The organism is Plantibacter sp. CFBP 13570, assembly GCF_014841395.1.
Taxonomy (GTDB): Bacteria; Actinomycetota; Actinomycetes; order Actinomycetales; family Microbacteriaceae; genus Plantibacter; species Plantibacter auratus.
In genome coordinates this window covers 1-19,450 of the sequence record NZ_JACYTW010000062.1, presented here as the reverse complement: position 1 = coordinate 19,450, position 19,450 = coordinate 1, and the positions used below count along the sequence as shown (strand labels likewise).

The 19,450-nt window shown below is 70.3% G+C and carries 19 protein-coding genes; 7 read left to right on the top strand and 12 right to left on the bottom strand.

Annotated elements, in window-relative coordinates:
* Positions 1-73: 73 nt before the first annotated feature.
* The gene (locus IFT89_RS16625) at positions 74-913 is read right to left on the bottom strand and encodes a siderophore-interacting protein (protein WP_202939505.1); all 840 of its coding nucleotides are present in this window, start codon (positions 911-913) and stop codon (positions 74-76) included.
* Positions 914-980: 67 nt separating this feature from the next.
* Between IFT89_RS16625 and IFT89_RS16620 the strand changes: the two genes are divergently transcribed.
* Positions 981-1,379 carry a hypothetical protein gene (locus IFT89_RS16620; protein WP_202939504.1) on the top strand — a complete coding sequence of 133 codons (399 nt, stop codon included), beginning with the start codon at positions 981-983 and terminating at the stop codon, positions 1,377-1,379.
* Positions 1,380-1,445: 66 nt separating this feature from the next.
* Here the strand turns inward: IFT89_RS16620 and IFT89_RS16615 are convergent, their stop codons facing one another.
* The 4 genes from IFT89_RS16615 to IFT89_RS16600 form a co-directional block, all read right to left on the bottom strand.
* Positions 1,446-1,961, bottom strand: coding sequence for a CarD family transcriptional regulator (locus IFT89_RS16615; protein WP_064296128.1), 516 nt, complete (start codon positions 1,959-1,961; stop codon positions 1,446-1,448).
* Positions 1,962-2,026: 65 nt separating this feature from the next.
* A complete protein-coding gene (locus IFT89_RS16610) occupies positions 2,027-2,752 on the bottom strand; it encodes a TetR/AcrR family transcriptional regulator (RefSeq protein ID WP_202939503.1) in 726 nt (241 codons plus the stop codon).
* 408 nt (positions 2,753-3,160) lie between these two features.
* Complete coding sequence (locus IFT89_RS16605) at positions 3,161-4,432, bottom strand: HNH endonuclease signature motif containing protein (RefSeq protein ID WP_202939502.1); 1,272 nt, start codon at positions 4,430-4,432, stop codon at positions 3,161-3,163.
* A 314-nt stretch (positions 4,433-4,746) separates the two neighbouring features.
* Entirely contained in the window at positions 4,747-5,169 is a 423-nt protein-coding gene (locus tag IFT89_RS16600; RefSeq protein WP_213014311.1) for a VOC family protein, read from the bottom strand.
* Positions 5,170-5,308: 139 nt separating this feature from the next.
* Here IFT89_RS16600 and IFT89_RS16595 point away from each other — a divergent pair, with 139 nt between their 5' ends.
* Positions 5,309-6,541: a glycosyltransferase gene (locus tag IFT89_RS16595; RefSeq protein ID WP_202939501.1), complete on the top strand. Its 1,233-nt coding sequence runs from the start codon at positions 5,309-5,311 to the stop codon at positions 6,539-6,541.
* The gene (locus IFT89_RS16590; RefSeq protein WP_202939500.1) at positions 6,538-7,305 is read left to right on the top strand and encodes a PIG-L deacetylase family protein; all 768 of its coding nucleotides are present in this window, start codon (positions 6,538-6,540) and stop codon (positions 7,303-7,305) included. Before IFT89_RS16595 ends, IFT89_RS16590 begins: the two co-directional genes overlap by 4 nt.
* Here the strand turns inward: IFT89_RS16590 and IFT89_RS16585 are convergent.
* Together IFT89_RS16585 and IFT89_RS16580 are read right to left on the bottom strand one after the other, a co-directional pair.
* Positions 7,302-8,525, bottom strand: coding sequence for an MFS transporter (locus IFT89_RS16585; protein WP_192017880.1), 1,224 nt, complete (start codon positions 8,523-8,525; stop codon positions 7,302-7,304). The genes IFT89_RS16590 and IFT89_RS16585 overlap by 4 nt on opposite strands.
* A gap of 21 nt (positions 8,526-8,546) precedes the next feature.
* A complete protein-coding gene (locus IFT89_RS16580; protein WP_064296121.1) occupies positions 8,547-9,590 on the bottom strand; it encodes an NAD(P)-dependent alcohol dehydrogenase in 1,044 nt (347 codons plus the stop codon).
* Between the two features lie 261 nt (positions 9,591-9,851).
* On the opposite strand from IFT89_RS16580, the gene IFT89_RS16575 reads away from it, so the two are divergent.
* The gene (locus tag IFT89_RS16575) at positions 9,852-10,172 is read left to right on the top strand and encodes a Fe-S cluster assembly protein HesB (RefSeq protein ID WP_202939499.1); all 321 of its coding nucleotides are present in this window, start codon (positions 9,852-9,854) and stop codon (positions 10,170-10,172) included.
* Between the two features lie 64 nt (positions 10,173-10,236).
* On the opposite strand, the gene ligD is transcribed toward IFT89_RS16575, so the two are convergent.
* The gene (gene ligD / locus IFT89_RS16570) at positions 10,237-11,262 is read right to left on the bottom strand and encodes a non-homologous end-joining DNA ligase (RefSeq protein ID WP_086475369.1); all 1,026 of its coding nucleotides are present in this window, start codon (positions 11,260-11,262) and stop codon (positions 10,237-10,239) included.
* Positions 11,263-11,380: 118 nt separating this feature from the next.
* On the opposite strand from ligD, the gene IFT89_RS16565 reads away from it, so the two are divergent.
* On the top strand, positions 11,381-11,929 hold the full coding sequence (locus IFT89_RS16565) for a dihydrofolate reductase family protein (RefSeq protein ID WP_194644676.1): 549 nt from the start codon (positions 11,381-11,383) through the stop codon (positions 11,927-11,929).
* A gap of 21 nt (positions 11,930-11,950) precedes the next feature.
* Here the strand turns inward: IFT89_RS16565 and IFT89_RS16560 are convergent, their stop codons facing one another.
* Both IFT89_RS16560 and IFT89_RS16555 read right to left on the bottom strand, forming a co-directional pair.
* A complete protein-coding gene (locus IFT89_RS16560) occupies positions 11,951-13,432 on the bottom strand; it encodes an MFS transporter (protein ID WP_229940122.1) in 1,482 nt (493 codons plus the stop codon).
* Between the two features lie 173 nt (positions 13,433-13,605).
* Positions 13,606-14,538 (bottom strand): alpha/beta fold hydrolase, encoded by a 933-nt coding sequence (locus IFT89_RS16555; RefSeq protein ID WP_202939498.1) that lies wholly within the window; start codon positions 14,536-14,538, stop codon positions 13,606-13,608.
* 116 nt (positions 14,539-14,654) lie between these two features.
* Here IFT89_RS16555 and IFT89_RS16550 point away from each other — a divergent pair, with 116 nt between their 5' ends.
* Positions 14,655-15,491, top strand: coding sequence for a DUF1206 domain-containing protein (locus IFT89_RS16550; protein ID WP_202939497.1), 837 nt, complete (start codon positions 14,655-14,657; stop codon positions 15,489-15,491).
* 92 nt (positions 15,492-15,583) lie between these two features.
* Entirely contained in the window at positions 15,584-17,422 is a 1,839-nt protein-coding gene (locus IFT89_RS16545) for a DEAD/DEAH box helicase (RefSeq protein WP_202939496.1), read from the top strand.
* An 83-nt stretch (positions 17,423-17,505) separates the two neighbouring features.
* Here the strand turns inward: IFT89_RS16545 and IFT89_RS16540 are convergent, their stop codons facing one another.
* Together IFT89_RS16540 and IFT89_RS16535 are read right to left on the bottom strand one after the other, a co-directional pair.
* A complete protein-coding gene (locus IFT89_RS16540; RefSeq protein WP_202939495.1) occupies positions 17,506-18,069 on the bottom strand; it encodes a hypothetical protein in 564 nt (187 codons plus the stop codon).
* 57 nt (positions 18,070-18,126) lie between these two features.
* Positions 18,127-19,450, bottom strand: a 1,324-nt coding sequence (locus tag IFT89_RS16535) for a sensor histidine kinase (protein ID WP_202939494.1), incomplete at its 5' end; no start/stop codon positions are given.

The window sequence follows — 19,450 nt, the reverse complement described above, 5'->3', positions numbered from 1 at the left end:
GGACGCGCAGCAAGCCGGCCGACCCCTCGCACTGAGTCCCGCGCCCGCCCGCAGCGCGGCGCCGGGGCGGGCGTCACGACATCGGCAGGACGACCCCGATCGGTTCGCGCTTCTCCGCCTGGAAGCGGTCTTCGGTGCGTCCGTAGGCCCAGTACCCGGACAGTGAGAGCTGGGAGCGGTCGAGCCCGCGCTGGGTGAGGAACACCTCGCGCAACGCCTTCATCGACTCCCGCTCGCCGTGGGCGAAGACCTGCACGCGTCCGTCGGGCCACGGGTGTCCGGTGATGGCGGTCGCGAGGAGCGCGGCCGTCGATTCGTCGCGGGCCGCACGGCCGACCCAGATGAGCTGCACCCCGGCCGGGTGGTCGAGCTCGACGAGGTCGTCCCGGCCACCGATCTCGAGGAACGCAAGCCCCTTCGCGTCCGCCGGGAGTGCCTCGAGGGCAGCCGCGATCGCGGGGATCGCCGACTCGTCGCCCGCGAAGAGGTGCCAGTCGGCGGTCGGGTCGGGCCGGTAGGCACCGCCGGGGCCGGCGAGCACGACGCGGTCTCCCGGCTGAGCGGCAGCGGCCCACGGGCCGGCGATCCCCTCATCGCCGTGCACCACGAAGTCGATGTCGATGGTGCCCGCCGACTGATCCACGCGTCGCACCGTGTAGGTGCGGGTGACCGGGAGGTCGGCGGGTGCCAGCGTCTCGCGGAGTGCCGCGATGTCGTAGGGCGGCTCGAGGCCGAGTTCGGGCTTGGCGAAGGAGATCTTCACGTAGCTGTCGGTGGCGTCCTTGGGCTGGAAGTCGGCGAAGCCGGGACCGCCGAGGGTGAGGCGCACGAGGTGCGGTGTGACCCAGGAACTACGGACCACCTCGAGGATGATCTGCGGACGTGGGGCTCGAGGTCGCGGTGTCGTCGTCATGATTGTCTCCATTCTGCCGCCCATCGGACGGTCTCGGCATCCCCGATCCCGCTGTCATACTTGGGGGATGGCTACGACCGCAGGCTGGTACCCGCACCCCGACGACCCGACGAAGGAACTCCACTTCGACGGCGAGACCTGGGGCGACTCGAGGGTGCTGCGGTTCCAACGGGACAAGCCGTCGCAGGCCGAAGCTGCGGGCTGGTACCCGCACCCGACCGACGAGGAACGCCAGGTCCACTTCGACGGACGGACGTGGACGGACACGCGGGTGCTGCAGCTCAGCGGCGCCGTGTCCGGTGACGGTGGGCAGGCTCCGGTCTACGTGTCGCCCGCCGAACTGCCGGCACCGGAACGCGAGAGCCGCGCCTGGACGATCACCAAGGCCGCCCTGTCGTTCGGTCCCATCATCGCCATCGCGGTCGTCGGCGTGCTGGCGATCGTCAGCGGCAACACCGGCGGCTGAGGCACCCTCCACGACGACGAAGAGCGCCCCGCCGAACCGGCGGGGCGCTCTTCGTTTACATGGGTCCTACTTGGCTGCGACGGCCTCGGGGGTCGCGATCGACGAGGCGAGCACCTCGTCGAGGCCCGCGGACGCCTCTTCGTCGGTCATCGACTGCGCGAGCGCGAGTTCGGAGACGAGCACCTGGCGCGCCTTCTGGAGCATGCGCTTCTCGCCGGCCGACACGCCGCTGTCCTGGTCGCGACGCCACAGGTCGCGGACAACCTCGCCGACGCGGTGGACGTTGCCACTGGCCATCTTCTCCTGGTTGGCCTTGTATCGACGCGACCAGTTGCCGGGCTCCTCGACGAACGGCTCGCGGAGCACGCCGTAGACGGCCTGGACGCCGTCGTGGTCGATGACGTCGCGCACACCGACGAGGTCGGCGTTCGCGATCGGCAGCTTGATGGTGAGCTCGGACGTGTGCACGCGAAGCGTCATGACGTCCTGCTCGACACCCTTGATCGTCACCTTCGACAACTCGGTGATGGTGACCGCTCCGTGGTGCGGGTAGACCAGGGTCTCTCCAACGATGAACTGCATGGTTCCTCTTCTCTTCTCAGGTCGTCACCGGTACTTGCGCACCGGCGTCGTCGTGCTCCGGCGGTTCAGCGGCCGGATGGTTCGGGGGTCGGTGATGGCGGTGACGCGCCGACGGGTCGTTCGTCGAGCAGCCAGGCGGGCAGCAGAGCGACCAGGGCTTCGACCAGTTCGTCGTCCGAGACGTCGATGCGTCCGCGGCGCCAGCCGTCGACGAGGGAGAGCGTGCCACCGGCGACATAGGCGGAGACCAGGCCCGCCGGGATGCCGACCGGGACCTCGGTGCGCTCGAGCAGCGATCCGATGAGGTGGTCGGCGTGCTCGCCGACGAGGTCGTCGAACGCGCTGCGGGCGACGGGGAGCTCGAGCACGCTCGAGTAGAGCGGTGCGTCTTCGAGGAGCTGGGCGACGAGCCGTCGGTAGGCTTCGCGGGCGCGCTCGGCGCTGCCCAGCGATTCCCCCGCGGGACGCACCGAGACACCGGACGCGGCAAGGCCGGCGAACTGCACGCGCAAGTAGGCCGCGGTGAGGTCGTCGAGGCTGGAGAAGTGGGCGTAGAACGAGCTGCGGCTGATGCCGGCGACCCGGACGATGTCGCCGACGGACACGCGTTCCGGCCGACCGGCGAGGATGGTGGCGACGGCGTCGAAGATCGTCTGCCTGGTGCGCTCGGCACGTGGGTCGCCCGTCACTCGGAGGATGGGAGCGAAGCGCTCGACGCGCGACGGCGGAGCGGGACGTTCAGTGGTGGACTGCTCGACACCGAGGGCGGGAACTCCTGATGTGCGAGGCATTCCCACCAGTGTACCACGACTTCTCGGACAGCTGTCCGAGACAGCACCTGTCGGCTTCGAGCGGGTCACGCCTGCAGCCAGGTCCATCCGAGCACACCTCTCTCCCACGAGCCGAGGCAGCGCGACCCGAGTGCCCTTCGACAGGCTCGGGACCGAATCGTTCCCGGAGAACCTCCCCCGGCCACTGACCTTGTCGAAGTGCCCACGAGGACACCTCATCGTCCCGGGCACACCGCTCCCGCTCACTGAGCTTGTCGAAGTGCCCACGAGCAACCCTTCGACGGACTCGGGAACCGGAAATGGCGCGGGCGTACCTTCTCACGGTCACTGAGCTTGTCGAAGTGCCCACGAGCAACCCTTCGTCACGTCGACAAGCTCAGGGCGGCGCAGCTCAGGGACCGGCGGGGGTCAGAACGGTGCGGGGTCCGGTTCCGTCCGGTGGCGTTTGCCGTCAGGTGTCATCCACTCGAGGACCCCGCCCGGCCGATGGTCGAGGTCCCACCCGGGGAAGTGCTTCATCCGGTGGTGATGTCGGCAGAGGCAGGCGAGGTTGCCGACATCTGTTGTGCCGCCGTCGTCCCACGCGACCGAATGGTCGAGGTCGCAGGCCCGGGCGCGCCTCCCGCAACCGGGTGCCCGACAGGTGCCGTCCCGAAGCCGCACTGCCCGTTGGAGGTCGGCGGGAACCCGGTACTGATTCCGCCCAACCGACAAGACCGCACCCGTCTCTGGCTGGACGAGGATCCGGGTGAAGCTGGGCGCGTTCACCGCGAGCCGGGCGGCGGTCTCGGGATCGATCGGGCCGTAGCCGTCCAGCATGGCCGGTGCGTCGCTGACGCCGGCCATGCTCAGCGCCGGGACGGTGATCTGCACGGTCGGCTTGATGTGGTCCTGCACCTCGATCGGGTGTGGGAGGACCGGGCTCGTCATCACGCCTTCCGGGGTCACGCCGGTGAGCGCGAGTGCTGCCAGGGCGTCTGCCTGCAGCTGCGCGCAGGTGCGAGTGTCACCCGCAGCGCGCGACTCCGCTGCCGCCGCCTCGATCCGCTCGATGATGCCCTGCGCGATGGGTGCCGTGGTGAAGAGATGCACCCAGGCCATGCCGTCGGCGGCGGGCTCGAACTCGACCCGGCGGTCCACCTCCGAGCGGGTTGCGCGCGCCGTGATGGATTCGGGGTGGAGGCGCTCGCGCAAGACGCGGGCACTCGTGCGGAGGCCAGCGACAGTAGTGCGCTCGGCGACGACGAGGACCTGTTCGAGGAACACCGCCCGACCCGCGGTCGGGACGTCGCAGAGCTGGTCGGTGATCACCTGCGCATGTCGGGCCGAGATGCGGCCGGCCTCCAGTGACGCGAGTACGGTCGGTGCGTCGTTCACGAGGCGTTCGGCGTCGTTGGTCGCACGCTGGATCGTCCGCTCCGGCGTCCGGGTCGCCATCGCGAGGGCCGCACAGGTCGACCGGCGGGAGAGCTCCCGACGCTCGGCCGGCGGGAAGATGGCCGGGACCGTGGCGTCGGCGAACGCGTCGGCATAGGCGGCGGAACGGGCGAGCAGGCGCGCCTTGCGTGCGTCCAACGTGGCCTGCTGCCGGTGGATCTCAGTCCACTCGTCCGAGAACTCCGCCAGCTGCGCGGCGCACTCGTCGCTCGCGCGGATCGCGGTGATGGTGGTCTCGGTCATGGAACCAGTCCATCATGGACCACTGACATTCCAGATGCTGAGTCGTGACGGTTGGGGAAGTTCCTCGTGCGCCCTTCGACAAGCTCAGGGACCGAAAGAGAGATACGGGCTTCGCGGGGTCTCTGGCGCGCCCTTCGACAGGCTCGGGGACCGGAGAGGGGCTCGGCGAACGGAGTGAATTCGAGTGCACCTCTCCCGGTCACTGAGCCTGTCGAAGTGCCTACGCGAGCCCTTCGACAAGCTCAGGGACCGGGAGAAGATCACCGGAACGGGAGGTCCCTCGCCGGGCTTGTCCAGGTGGAAGTGTTCCCCGGCTACGCGGCTGCCGGGGCGGCGATGTTCACCAGCCAGGTGATCCCGAAGCGGTCCTGCACCATGCCGAAGGAGTCGCCCCAGGGGGCCACGCTCAGCGGCTGCTGGACGGTGCCGCCATCCGAGAGCCGCTCGAAGTACTCGCGCAGTTGGGTCTCGTCGGTGTCCGACCCGCTCAGCGACATCGAGAAGTTGCTGCCCTCGCGGTAGTCCATGTGCTTCGGCGTGTCCGATCCCATGAAGACGACCCCGGCATCGCCGGTCAGCTGGGAGTGCATGACCAGATCGACCTCGTCCGGCTCGACCGCGGCGCCGAAGTCGCCGAACGTCGACACCGTCAGTTCGCCACCGAAGACCCCCTGATAGAACTCCATCGCCTCGCGGGCTGTCCCGCGGAAGCCGAGGTACGGGTTGAGCGTCGTCATGATCGTCCCTTTCGCCTGGGCGGGCGCATCGTCGCGCTCGTCTCGCGATCATTCTCACGCTCCGGCGTCGCATGCGCGAGCACGTTCTGGTGTCTCCGTCACGAGGGGCCGGGACGCCCACGGCTACTAGGCTCGTCTGGTGCCCTCGCAACCCCAGCCCCTCCGCATCGCGATGATCTCGCTCCACACCAGTCCCGGTGACGAGCCGGGTTCCGGTGACGCCGGCGGGATGAACGTCGTGGTCCGTCATCAGGCCGTCGCGATGGGCGCAGCGGGCCACGAGGTCGACGTCATCACCCGGCGTTCTTCGGCCGACCAGCCGTCCGCCGCATCCCTCGCCCCCGGCGTGACCCTGCGCTTCCTCGACGCCGGTCCCGCCGAGCCGGTCGCGAAGGGTCGGCATGAGGAGTTCGTCGAGGACTTCCGCTCCGAACTCGCCCGACTGCCGCGATACGACGTCCTGCACGCCCACCACTGGTTCTCCGGCATGGCCGCACTCCCCCTCGCGCGGGAGCTGGGGATCCCGCACGTGCAGAGCTTCCACAGCATCGCCGCCGAGTCCACCACGCCGCTCTCGCACGGCGAGCGCGCCGAGTCCCCCGGGCGCCTGGCCGGCGAGGCACGGCTCGCCGCGGAGTCGGACGCGGTCGTCGCGATCAGTGCAGCCGAGGCCGACACCGCGATCACCCGGCTCGGAGCCCGCGCCGATCGGGTGTCGATCGTGCCACCCGGGGTCGACGGGACGCTGTTCCATCCGCTCGACGGCACCCGGTCCGGTCGTCCGACCGCGGTGGTCGCCGGTCGCCTCCACCCGCTGAAGGGCTTCGACCTCGCCATCGAGACCATCGCAGCGGTCGCGCCCGAGCTCCGCCCCGAACTCGTCATCGCCGGTGACGTCTCGGTCGACTACGACCGCTACGCCGAGGAACTCGCCGCGCTCGCCCACGACCTCGGTGTCGCCGACGACGTCCGCTTCGTCGGGCCGCAGTCGCGCGTCGGGCTCGCCACGCTGTTCCGCGAGAGCACGCTCGTGCTCGTCCCCTCCCACTCGGAGACGTACGGTCTCGTCGCGCTGGAAGCCGCGGCGAGCGGTGTGCCCACCGTCGTGGCCGCCTCGGGCGGATTGCGGGAGGCCGTCGTCGACGGCGAGACGGGCATCGTCATCGACTCCCGCGACCCGCAGGTCTGGGGTGCCGCGGTCTCGTCCATCCTCGGCGACCCGGAGCGGCTCGCGCAGCTCGGTTCGGCAGCGCGACGTCGGGCGGAGCGGTTCGACTGGCAGCGCTCGGGCGACGCCCTCGTCGACGTCTACCGGACCCTGCTCGACACCACTCCGGCCGTCGTCATCGCCCCGGCGACCTCCGCCTCGTGAACCGCGGACTCCGCCCGCTCGTCGACAGCGGGCGCACCGTCCTGTTCGCACACGCTCACCCCGACGACGAGACGCTCGCCTCGGGTGCGCTCATCGCCGAGCTCGTGGACCACGGTGCTCGCGCCGTCCTCGTGACGGCCACGCGAGGCGAGCGCGGCGAGGTCGTCGACGGCCCGCTCCGGTCTCTCGCCGGCACCGCTGCACTCGCGTCCCACCGCGAGTCGGAGCTCGCCGCCGCCTGCCGGACGCTCGGCGTGGCCGAGCAGTTCTGGTTGGGCACGAGTCCGGCGGCCCGGCCGGGGACGTCGACGCGATACGTTGACTCGGGCATGCGGTGGGTGCGCGAGGGACTCGCCGGCCCCGCTGACGACGTCTCCCCCGGCGCGTTCTCACTCGCTCCGCTCGACGACGTCGCCGACGACCTCGTCGCAGTCATCGGACACGTCTCGCCGGACCTGGTCATCAGCTACGACCACGGTGGCGGGTACGGGCACCCGGACCATCTCCGGATGCACGAGGCCGCGATCGTCGCGGCACGGAGGAGCGGGGTGCCGTTCGCGGAACTCGTGCACCACCGCACCGACCTCGAGCCGGTGGGCGACGACGCCGTGTGGTTCCCACTCGAGCACCGCCTCCCGGTCGTCGCCGCGGCACTCGCGGAACACGCCAGCCAGCTGACGGTCGACGGCGAGCAACTCGTCCACTCCGGTGGTCAGCGCGAGGACATCACCACCTCGGTGGGCCTGCGACTCCGGTCCCGCTAAGCGGTCGCTGACTGGTTCCGGTGCTCCCGTGGCATGCGGGCCGCGAGCACGGGGACGAGCAGCATGAGCACGACCGCGGAACCGAAGGCCGCGGGGAACGAGAAGGCGTCGAGCAGTGCGCCGGCGACCAGCGGGCCGACGATGGCGCCGAGGTCGGACGTCGCCTGGAACACCGCGACGGCCCGGCCTCCCCGACCACCCGCGGCGTCTCCGACGGCAGCCGCCGGAGCGGTCCCGAGGAAGGCCGCCGCGACACCGTAGACGCACAGGGCGACGACCAGCAGCCAGAGCTCGCCGACGAACGGCATGGCGAGCAGCGCCGCCGCCGCGACCGGGAACGCGACGAGCATCGCGGGTCGCCGTCCGACGGTGTCGACGAAGCGGCCGGCGGGACCGAGCGCGAGCGTCTGCGCGACAGCGGCGATCGCGAAGGCGATCCCGGTCCAGGCGGCCTCCTCATGGAGCGCCTCCACGACGAGGACCGGCACGAGTGCGCCACGGACGCCCATCGACGCCCACCCGTTCGCGAAGTTCGCGAGGAGCGCCGCCTGGTACCGGCGATCGGCGAGGACGGTGCGGAAGGGCTCGGCCTGCGTGGCGGTCTCGATTGGCGCGGCGATCCGACTGCCGCGCAGCATCACGAGTCCGAGGAGGCCGGCGACCGCGAGGGTCCCGGCGTAGAAGAAGAAGGGTGCCGTGAGCGAGATGGTCGCGAGCAGGCCACCGACGGCCGGCCCGGCCATACCGCCGACGAGGAACCCGCCCTGGTAGAACCCGACCGCCCGTCCACGACGGTGCGGTGGGGTGGTGCGCAGCAGCAGCGTCATCGCGGCGACGGAGAACATCGCCGACCCGATCCCTCCGACCCCGCGGAGCAGGAGCAGCTGCGGATAGTCCGCCGCGAGCCCGACGAGCGCGCTCGACACCGCGACGATCCCGATGCCGGTGGCCAACACCACCCGCTCACCGATCCGGTCGACGAGCGCACCCACGAACGGGTTCGCGATGAGCCGCATGAGCGCGAAGACCGAAACGACCGCCCCGACCTCGAGGTAACCGACACCGAAACTGCGTACGTACACGGGCAGGACCGGGATCACGACACCGAACCCGAGCATCACGAAGAACGCGACACCGCCGAGGACGAGGACCTCGCGGCCGAGCGGCTCACGAGGAACGGCTCCCGCTCCGCCTGGACGACGGAACGGGAGCCGGATCATACTCTCAGGGTATCGGTGCGATCAGCCGATCGTCGCCGTGTCGATGACGAAGCGGTAGCGGACGTCGCTGCGGACCACGCGGTCGTAGGCGCCCTCGACCTCGTCGGCGCCGATGAGCTCGATCTGCGAGCCGATGCCGTGCTCGGCGCAGAAGTCGAGCATCTCCTGCGTCTCGCGGATGCCGCCGATGTTCGAGCCGGCGAGCGAGCGGCGGCCACCGACGAGCGAGAACACCCGGAACTGCTGCGTGTTCTCGGGCAGTCCGACGAAGACCATCGAGCCGTTGAGCTTGAGGGTCGACAGGTAGGCGTCGATGTCGAGGTCGGCGGAGACCGTGTTGATGATGAGGTCGAAGCGTCCGCGGAGCGACTTCAGGGTGCCCTCTTCGCCGGTCGCGTAGTAGTGGTCGGCCCCGAAGCGCTTGCCGTCCTCCTCCTTCGAGGTCGTCTGGCTGAGCACGGTCACCTCTGCACCGAGGGCGTGGGCGATCTTGACGCCCATGTGACCGAGGCCACCCATGCCGACGATGGCGACCTGCTTGCCGGGACCGGCGCCCCAGTGCTTCAACGGCGAGTAGGTGGTGATGCCGGCGCACAGCAGGGGTGCCGCGACGTCGAGCTCGATGCCCTCGGGGATGCTCAGCACGTAGTTCTCGTCGGCGACGATCTGCTTGCTGTAGCCGCCGTAGGTGGGCTCGCCGTCGTACTCACGGCCGTTGTAGGTGGCGACGTTGCCCTTCAGGCAGAACTGCTCCTCGCCGGCGAGACAGTTCTCACACTCGCGGCAGGAGTCGACGAAGCAGCCGATGCCGACGCGGTCGCCGACCTGGTGCTTGGTGACCGCGTCGCCGACCTCGGTGACGATGCCGGCGATCTCGTGGCCGGGGACCATCGGGAAGATGGCCTTGCCCCATTCCTCGCGGGCCTGGTGGATGTCGCTGTGGCAGATGCCGGCGTAGTGGACGTCGATGACGACGTCGTTGGCGCGCGGCGCACGGCGCTCGATGGTGCCGACCTCGAAAGGCGCGTCGGCGGTGGGCTTGATGATGGCGGCGACGGTGGTCATAGGACTCCTCGGGCTGGGGGTGTTGGGGGTGCCGTGGGGCGGGATGCACGCGCCGGACAGCACGTTCGACGCTAGCAGCCCACTCCACCGGACGAACCCCCAAGGGACGATCACCCGAGCTGTGCTACGAGCGGTGCGGAGGTGTGAATCCCTGCAGAGTTGCTTGGCAGTTCCCGCAGAGGATCGGCCTCGGGGTGGCATCTCGCCGCGAACCCGAGCATGGTGGGGAACTCGTATTCGCGAACGGAACGGAGAACACACATGCTCACCCTGACCGAGAACGCCGGCCGAGTCGTCAAGACCCTCGCCGAGAACGCACCACTCACGCCGGGACTGGTCGTCCCGGACGACGCGTCGTCGCTCACGCACGGCGCCGGACTGCGCATCAGCAGCAGCTCCGACGACAACAACTTCGAAGTCACCATGACGGTGACGCCGCACGAGGCCGACCAGGTCATCGAGAGCGCCGGAGCCACCGTCTTCCTCGAGGAGTCCGCAGCCGTCGCCCTGAGCGACGCGGTCCTCGACGCGCAGATCGACGAGCAGGGCGGCGTCCGCTTCGCCCTCGGCAAAGCCGAATAGCGCCCTGATTCAGCAGAACGCCCGGTGATCCACGATCACCGGGCGTTCGTGTGTCCGGGCGGGCTCAGTCCTCGGAGTGTCTGGCGCGACTCGGCTGCACCCGCGGCGGTTCGCCCGGCATCTTCGGGAAGTCGGGAGGGAACGGGAGCTCGCCCAGCCCCTGCTCGAGGTCCCGCTCCCACCACTGCAGGAGGACGTCGATGCGCCCGGCGGTGTCGTGCATGCCGGCCCACGGGTCTCCGGTCGTCCGGAGCCGCTCCGGGACGGTCCGCACCGTGAAGGCGCCCGGGTCGATCTCGGGGAGTTCGTCCCAGGTCACGGGGCACGAGACGGTCGCCGAGGCCAGCGCACGCGGGCTGTAGGCGCCGGCCATCGTCCGGTCGCGGTTCGCCTGGTTGTAGTCGACGAAGATGCGTTCACCGCGCTCCTCCTTCCACCACGAGGTCGTGACCCGGTCGGGATCCCGTCGCTCCAGTTCCCGAGCCGCCGCGATCACGGCGTGCCGGACGTCGAGGAACTCGTGCTCCGGCTCGATTGGCGCGAACACGTGGACACCTCGGTTGCCGGAGGTCTTCACGAACCCCGTCAGACCGACCTCCGTCAGCAGCTCCCGCAGCGAGCCCGCAACGCGCACGGCGTCGGCGAAGTCGGTTCCCGGCTGCGGGTCGAGGTCGATCCGCAGTTCGTCCGGATGGTCGGTGTCCGATGCCCGTGACGGCCACGGGTGGAACACGACCGTGTTCATCTGCGCGGCCCAGACGACCGCAGCGGCCTCGTCGAGGACGAGTTGCGGATGCCGCCGGCCACTCGGATACACGACGTCGACCGCCCGGACGTACTCCGGCGCTCCCTTCGGCGGGTTCTTCGAGAAGAACCACTCACCGTCCACACCGCCCGGGAACCGCTGCAGGGACACCGGGCGGTCACCGTTGGCGGCGAGGAAGGCCGGCGCGACCTCGATGAGGTATTCCGCGAGCTCCCGCTTCGTGACACCGGACTCCTCCCAGAGCACGCGGTCGGGACTGGAGAGACGTACCTCGCGGTCGCCGTGCGGTCCGGGGACGGTGAGGACGATCGCGGTGCTGGCCATGTCGGACACCGTACGCGCCCCGCCCGGCGTGGTCACGAGGGTGGTGCTCGTCGCCGCAGCGGAGTAGAACGGGACCTGTCCATCGAACCCGCCGTCACCACCCTGCCGAGGAGCCACCATGCGCGAGGTCCACGCCTCTCTCTTCCAATCCGTCGACGGCGTCGTCGAGTCGCCCGATCAGTGGCAGTTCGACCACTTCGACGCCGACATGGGCGCCATGATGACCGAGGCGATCGCTCCGATCGACGACGTCCTGCTCGGCCGCGTGAGCTACGAGCAGTGGAGCGGGTTCTGGCCGTCGGTCGGCGACGACGACCCGTTCGGCTCCTTCATCAACCCCGTCCGGAAGCACGTCGCATCACGCACTCTGGCGGGCCCGTTGTCCTGGGAGAACACGACGGTCATCCCCGGCACGCTCGAGTCCTTCGTCCACGAGCTCAAGCAGCAGGACGGCGGGCGCATCGCGGTGCAGGCGAGCATCTCCGTCGTGCGGCAGCTCCTCTTCGCCGGTCTGCTCGACCGGCTCACCCTCATGATCCACCCGGTCGTCGCCGGCGCCGGGCGTCATCTGTTCGAACCGAGCGACCCCGTGACACGCCTGGAGCTCGTCCACTCGGTGCGGACGAGCTCCGGCAACGTGCTCTCGACGTACGCTCCCCGCGCTTAGGCGGGTCGCCGCACGGCCGACTCAGCCCAGGTGGACGGCCTGCTGGTCGCCCGAGGGCAGGAGGTCCTCCTTGCGACCGCGGATGCAGACGATGGCGATGACACTCGCGATCACGAGGCCGACCGCAGCCGCGATGAACGCCGCCGAGTAGCCCTGGGTGAACGCCACGAGCTGCGACGCCTGATCGGTGACCGTCGCCTGGTCGGTGACACTCGCGTAGACGGTGGTGAAGACCGACAGGCCGATCGACCCACCGATCTGCATGGAGGCGTTCGCCGTGGCGGAGGCCGCACCGGCGTCGTGCGGGGCGACACCCGTCAGCGCGAGGTTCTGCATCGGGACGAAGATCATCGCCATGCCGATCCCGAGCACCAGGAGCGCCGGCAGCACCTGGACGAAGTAGTCGCCGTCGGCCGTGATGCGGCTGAGGTACACGAGGGCGGCCGCCGCGATGAGCGGACCGATGATGAGCAGCGGGCGCGGGCCGATGGCCGGCAGGAGCTTCGTGGCGATCGGGGCGACGATCATGATCGCGACGGTCATCGGGAGGGTCGCGATGCCGGCCTCGAGCGGCGGGAAGCCGAGCACGATCTGCAGGTGGAACGTCAGGTAGAGCAGGGCCCCGATCATGACGCTGCCGACGATCATCTGCATGAGGAAGGCACCGCCGCGGACCCGGTCCGCCACGATGCGCAGCGGGAGCAGGGGCTGCGCGACGCGCATCTCGATGAAGACGAAGAGGGAGAGGAGTCCCGCACCGAGCGCGAGGAAGCCGATGGTGTCGGCGCTCCCCCAGCCGCCCTCGGCCAGCGTGAAGCCGTAGACGAGAGAGCCGAGGCCCAGGATGACCGTGATCGCGCCGAGCCAGTCGTAGCGGTTGTCGCCCTCGGCCTTGCTCTCGTTCACGAGGATGAGGCCGGCGATGAGACCGACGATCACGAACGGCACGTTGACGAGGAGGCACCAGCGCCAGTCGACGAACTCCGTGAGCACGCCGCCGAGGATCAGGCCGACGGCCGCTCCCGCACCGGCGACGGTGCCGAAGACGGCGAAGGCCGTGTTGCGGTCGCGTCCGTGGGAGAAGGTGACGGTGAGGAGCGCGAGTGCGGCAGGTGCCATGAGCGCGGCGAACACGCCCTGCAGACCGCGGGCGATGATGAGCTCGGTCCCGCTCTGGGCGAACCCGCCGAAGGCCGATGCGGCGCCGAAGCCGACCATGCCGACCAGGTAGGTGCGCTTCCGGCCCCAGTAGTCGGCGATGCGGCCACCGAGCAGCAGCAGCGCGCCGAACGCGAGCGCGTAGGCCGTGACGACCCACTGACGCTGCGTGTCGGACAGCTCGAGCTCCTGCTGGGCTGCCGGGAGGGCGATGTTCACGATCGTGCCGTCGAGGACGACGATGAGCTGCGTCATCGCGAGGACGACGAGGACCCACCAGCGGCGGGCCGGGGAACCGGACGGTGCTGTGGTGGGATGCGATGCGGTGGCTGCGGATGCAGACAAGGAGGACCTCCGTGCGAGGGGTGTGGGTGCTGGGGGTTTCCAGCCCCAGATCGATGCTCGGCACACGGCGCGAGTGCAGCACGGTGCGGACGATCAACCACCCCAACCACGAAGTCGGGCAGAGGACCAGGATAGCGGATACCGACCTCGCTGCACCCGTGAGGCCATGCGGATCACGCCGAGGTGACGAGCTCCAGGACGGCCTCCGGGCGTTCCACCGCCGCGAAGTGCCCGGTCGCCGGCAGCGTGTGCAGCCGGAGGTCCGGGACGAGGGCGGTGAGGACGGCTGCATCGTCGGGCCCGATGAAGACGTCGCGGTCGCCCATCACGCAGCGGACGGGACACCGCACGCCGCGCCAGACGTGCAGATCGTAGGCGGCGGCAGCTCGGGCAGCCAGGAGGAACGACGCCGGCCGGACGTCGGCTGCGAGCGCGTCGACGACCGACCGGTCGAGGTCCCGGCGTCGTCCGAACAGGGGCGACATGAGCGGTGCGAGCAGTCCGATCCGGTTCAGCGCGCGGACGAGCCCGGGCCCGCGTTCGCCGAGCGCCTGCAGTACACGCATCCCGAGGAGCATGCCCGCGAACCACGGGAGCCGGACGCCGCCACCGACCGGCTGGCGGATCGCCTCGACGACGCCGATCCCCGTCGGTGAGACGAGGTCGACCCGGATCGTCGCCTCGGGTTCGCGGACGGCGAGGTCGAGCGCGACGAAGCCGCCGAGCGAATGCCCGACCACGCGCCAGGACCGGTAGCCGAGGGAGCGGGCGACGGTCGCGACGGCTGCGGAGAGGTCTCCGACCGTCACCGGGTCGGCGGTGGGAAGCGCCGATTCACCCCACCCCGGGAGGTCCACGGCGATGACGTCGTCGACGACCGCGCCCCGCTCGTCGTCGGCACGGAGGAGTGGTGACCACGTGGTCCAGGAACCGGCGGCGCCGTGCAGCAGGATCGTGGCCGGTCCGCCCGCTTCGCGACCCGCCCGGACGGTGACCGGTCCGATGTCGGTGTCCACCGTCACGCGTCCCAGGCCGAGCGCGGTCGCATCGGCGGTGATCACGGAGGGTTCGTCCGGCGGGGCGGGACGCGAGGAGTTCACGGGCATGCGTGTCATTCGGAAACGAAGTGCCGCTCGGATCGGTGCTCGATCGACGACGCCGGTCCCCCCGCACGGCGCGCAACCCCCCTTCAGGTCGGGAACCCGGCCGCTACCGTGGTCTGATGCCTGAGAACGCACGCGCCGCCGCAGACCAAGCCGCTGGAACCGCACAGAACAGCACGGCCCTCCGTACCCTCGCCCGCACGGGCCACGCCGTCAACGGCTTGCTCCACGTCCTCATCGGCGGGATCGCGATCTCCATCGCGCTGTCCGGCGCGAGCGGTGGATCCGGCGGCGGCGGTGACGCGGACCAGTCGGGTGCGCTCAAGACGCTTGCAGGTACGCCCGGCGGGATCGTCATCATCTGGGTCGTCGCCGTCGGACTGTTCGCCCTCGGTCTCTGGACGGCGATCTCCGCCTTCCTCGTGCGCGAGTCCGACACCCGCAAGCGGTGGAGCAAGCGGATCTCGACCGCCGGTCGCGCGATCGCCTACTTCGCCGTCGGATCGACGGCACTGACCTTCGCCCTCGGCGGCAGCCAGGACTCCTCGCAGTCCAGCCAGGGCCTCACCGCGACACTCCTGTCCTCGCCCGGTGGGGTGTTCGTCGTCATCGTCGTCGGCCTCGTGGTCATCGGCATCGGCGGCTTCTTCGTCTTCAAGGGCGTCACGCAGAAGTTCCTCGAGGACGTGCACCCGCCCACCGGCACGACGAAGCGCGCCGTCGTCGTCCTCGGCGTCGTCGGATGGGTCGCCAAGGGGATCGCGCTGATCACCGTCGGCATCCTGTTCCTCGTCGCGGCCGCCACCCAGGACCCCGAGAAGGCCTCCGGCATGGACGGCGCCATCTCGGCATTGGCCGCGCTCCCGTTCGGCGTGGTCATCCTGCTCGTGGTCGGCGTCGGGCTCATCGCCTACGGACTCTTCTGCGGTGCCCGGGCGCGCTGGGGCAGCCTGTAGGACGGTGAGGCGGGCGCCTCGGACGACGACGCGGACGGGTCCGCTCCAGACCATGTCCTGCAAACGCTTGCGTTGCGACTACCGTTAGGAGTATGACGTCTTCTGATTCCACGACGCAGCCCGAGGCGGAACCCGCCGGCGCTACGCAGACCTTCTCCGACCTCGGCCTCGACGACGCGGTGCTCAAGGTACTCAAGGACGTCGGCTACGAGACCCCGTCCGCCATCCAGGCGGCCACCATCCCGCTGCTGCTCGAGGGACGCGACGTCGTCGGCCTCGCACAGACGGGCACCGGCAAGACCGCGGCGTTCGCCCTGCCGATCCTGTCCCGCCTCGACATCACGCAGAAGACGCCGCAGGCGCTCGTCCTCGCACCGACCCGTGAGCTCGCCCTCCAGGTCTGCGAAGCGTTCGAGAAGTACGCCACCCACCTGCGCGGCGTCCACGTCCTGCCCGTCTACGGCGGCCAGGGCTACGGCGTCCAGCTGTCGGCCCTCCGTCGCGGTGTCCACATCGTCGTCGGCACGCCGGGTCGCATCATGGACCACTTGGAGAAGGGCACCCTCGACCTCACGGAGCTCAAGTACCTCGTGCTCGACGAGGCCGACGAGATGCTGAAGATGGGCTTCGCCGAGGACGTCGAGACGATCCTGGCCGACACCCCGAAGGACAAGCAGGTCGCGCTGTTCTCCGCGACGATGCCCTCGTCCATCCGTCGCATCTCCGCGAAGTACCTGAACAACCCGGAAGAGATCACGGTCAAGACGAAGACCACGACCTCGGCCAGCATCACGCAGCGCTACCTGACGGTCTCGTACCCGCAGAAGGTGGACGCGCTGACCCGCATCCTCGAGACCGAGAACTTCAGCGCGATGATCATCTTCACGCGCACGAAGAACGAGACCGAGACGCTCGCGGAGAAGCTCCGGGCGCGCGGCTACTCGGCGGCCGCCATCAACGGCGACGTCGCCCAGGTGCAGCGCGAACGGACCGTCAACCAGCTGAAGGCCGGCAAGCTCGACATCCTCGTCGCGACCGACGTCGCCGCGCGCGGTCTCGACGTCGAGCGCATCAGCCACGTCGTCAACTACGACATCCCCGTCGACACCGAGTCCTACGTGCACCGCATCGGCCGCACCGGCCGCGCCGGGCGCACGGGCGACGCGATCAGCTTCGTCACGCCGCGCGAGCGCCACCTGCTGAAGGCCATCGAGCGGGCCACCCGCCAGCCGCTCACGCAGATGCAGCTGCCGAGCGTCGACGACGTCAACGCCACGCGCCTCACCCGCTTCGATGACGCGATCACCGAAGCGCTCGGCCAGACCGACCGCATCGAGCGCTTCCGCGAGATCATCGCCCACTACGTGTCCCACCACGACGTCCCCGAGGCCGATGTCGCCGCGGCCCTGGCCGTCGTCTCCCAGGGCGAGACGCCGCTGCTCCTCTCGGCTGAGGACGAGCGCCGCCGCCGCGAGGAGTTCGACAACACCAACCGCGGCAACGACCGCGCCGGTCGCGACCGTCGCGACTCCGGTGACCGCGGCTCGCGCTTCGACCGCGGCGACCGTAGCGAGCGTGGCGATCAGGGCGACCGTCCCGAGCGTCGCAGCCGTCCGTCCAGCGGACCGATGGCCCCGTACCGCATCGCGGTGGGTCGTCGCCAGAAGGTCGACCCGCGTCAGATCGTGGGTGCGCTCGCGAACGAGGGCGGCCTGAAGCGCGAGGACTTCGGCGCGATCCAGATCAAGCCGGACTTCTCGATCGTCGAACTCCCCGCGAGCCTCGGCAACGACGTCTTCGACCGCCTCGAGAACACCCGCATCAGCGGCAAGCTCATCGAGCTCCGTCCCGACCGCGGCGGCCCGGCCCGCCGACGCGACGACGAGGGCGGCACGGGCGGCGGCTCATACGACCGCAAGCCGCGTTCCTAGCTCGCACACACACGACGAGGGCCGGACGGAATCCTGGGATTCCGTCCGGCCCTCGTCGTTCCGCACCCGGTGGGGTGCGTCCGTCAGTCGCGCGGGTCGAGCACGCTCGTGACCACGGCGTAGTCCGCGTCGAGCGCGACCTCGAGCTCGTCGCCGTTCTCGAGGAGGACGTCGACCTCGAACGCCTCACCCGGGTCGTCGCTGCGGTCGACGTCGGTCACGGTGCCGCCCTTCGCCTCGGCGAGCGCTGCTTTCGAGGCCGCGTCGAACTCGGTGTCGGTCAGCGGCACGTCGTCTGCGTCACGGGCGTCGCGATCATCGGTGGCCGCCGTGGTGTCACCGTCGTCGATGGCGGTGCCGCCGTCGCGGTCGGTGTTGGACGCAGCCGCGACGCGGTCGTCGTCGGTGTCTCCGAACTCGTCCACCGCGTAGGCGGCGCCGGCTCCGCCGAGGGCCAGGGCTCCGACGACGATCGCGGTGATCCACACGGGCTTCCGGCGCCAGAAGGCCGGCTTCCCGGTGGTCGCCGGGGTCGCGGGGATGGCGGTGTGGTCGGTCGTCTCGACACGGTCGATGGGCTCGATGCGCTCGGTGGCTGCGGTGGGCTGCGTGGGATCGGTGGGCTGGGAGGCGGTGTTCTCGTTCATGTGCCCCAGACTGTCCGAGGAGCGCTGAAGCGGACCTGAAGCGAGCTGAAGCCGCGTTCAGGAAGCGGACGACGCCGGGAGCGTGACGATGAACGCCGCCCCGCCGAGCGCGGCGCTGTCGACGAGTTCGATCGACCCGCCGTGCAGCCGCACGACGTCGGCCACGATCGCCAGGCCCAGGCCCGAACCCCCGGCGTCGCGCGAACGACTCTCGTCGAGGCGGACGAACCGTTCGAACACGTGCGCGCGGGACTCGAGCGGCACACCGGGGCCGTCGTCCTCCACTGATATCCTGACGAACCGACCGTCGGTGGCGGATCCCAGTCGGACCACGGAGCGCGCATGCCGCACGGCGTTGTCGACGAGGTTCCGCACCACCCGGGCGAGCAGGACGTCGTCGCCGTCGATCCTCGCCGCCGCGACGGCCGCGGACTCGACACGCAGTCCGCCGGCAGACCGGAGACGAGCAGCCTCCGCCAGCAGGAGGTCGTCGACGTCGACCGTGCGCCGTGCGGTGCCCGTCGCCCCTTCGTCGAGCTTCGCGAGCAGGAGCAGCGACTCGACGAGCCCCTGCATCCTGGCGCCCTCCTCGAGGACCGTCGAGGACAACTCGGCCGGGTCCACTCGGTCCGGGTGGAGCGACGCCACCTCGGCGTACTGCCTGATCACCGCGAGCGGTGAGCGGAGCTCGTGGGAGGCGTCCGACACGAACCGCCGCTGCGCTATCTGGGCGTCCTCGAGCCGCTCGAGCATGCCGTTCATCGTCCCGGCGAGGCGACCGATCTCGTCGCCCGTGTCGGGGACCTCGATCCGTCGGTGCAGTTCGCCGGCCCCCAGCTCCGAGACCTCACGGCGGATGCGTTCCACCGGCGCCAGCGCACGCCCGACGAGCAGCCAGGTCAGGCCGCCGACGAGGGCGACGAGCACGGGCACCGCGATGAGCAGGAGCGTCGACACGAGTCCGACGGCGTCATCGGTCTCCTCGAGGGAGCGGCCCGCGAGGACGACCAGGTCACGCCCGTCGAAGTCGACGTCCTCGCCGGCGAACACCACCGGCTCGTCGTCGACGACCGAGACGAACACGTCACCGTCCGGGATCGGCGTCGGGAGCTCGATCTCGTCATCCGTCCGGTCCACGACACGGCCGTCCTCGACGAGGACCAGGAGTCGACCGTCATCCTCGGGCAGCGTCGTCGCGTCCGCCGCGGCCAGCTGCGCCGCGGCGCTCTCCGCCTCGGCCGAGGCGCTCTGTTCGACGCCGGAACGGAGCGCCGCGGAGAACAGGCCGACGAACGCGACGGAGCCGACCCCGAGGAACAGTCCGACCGCGAGCACCGATCCCAGTGCCGCGCGGGCTCGGACCGACCGCCACAGCCGCCGT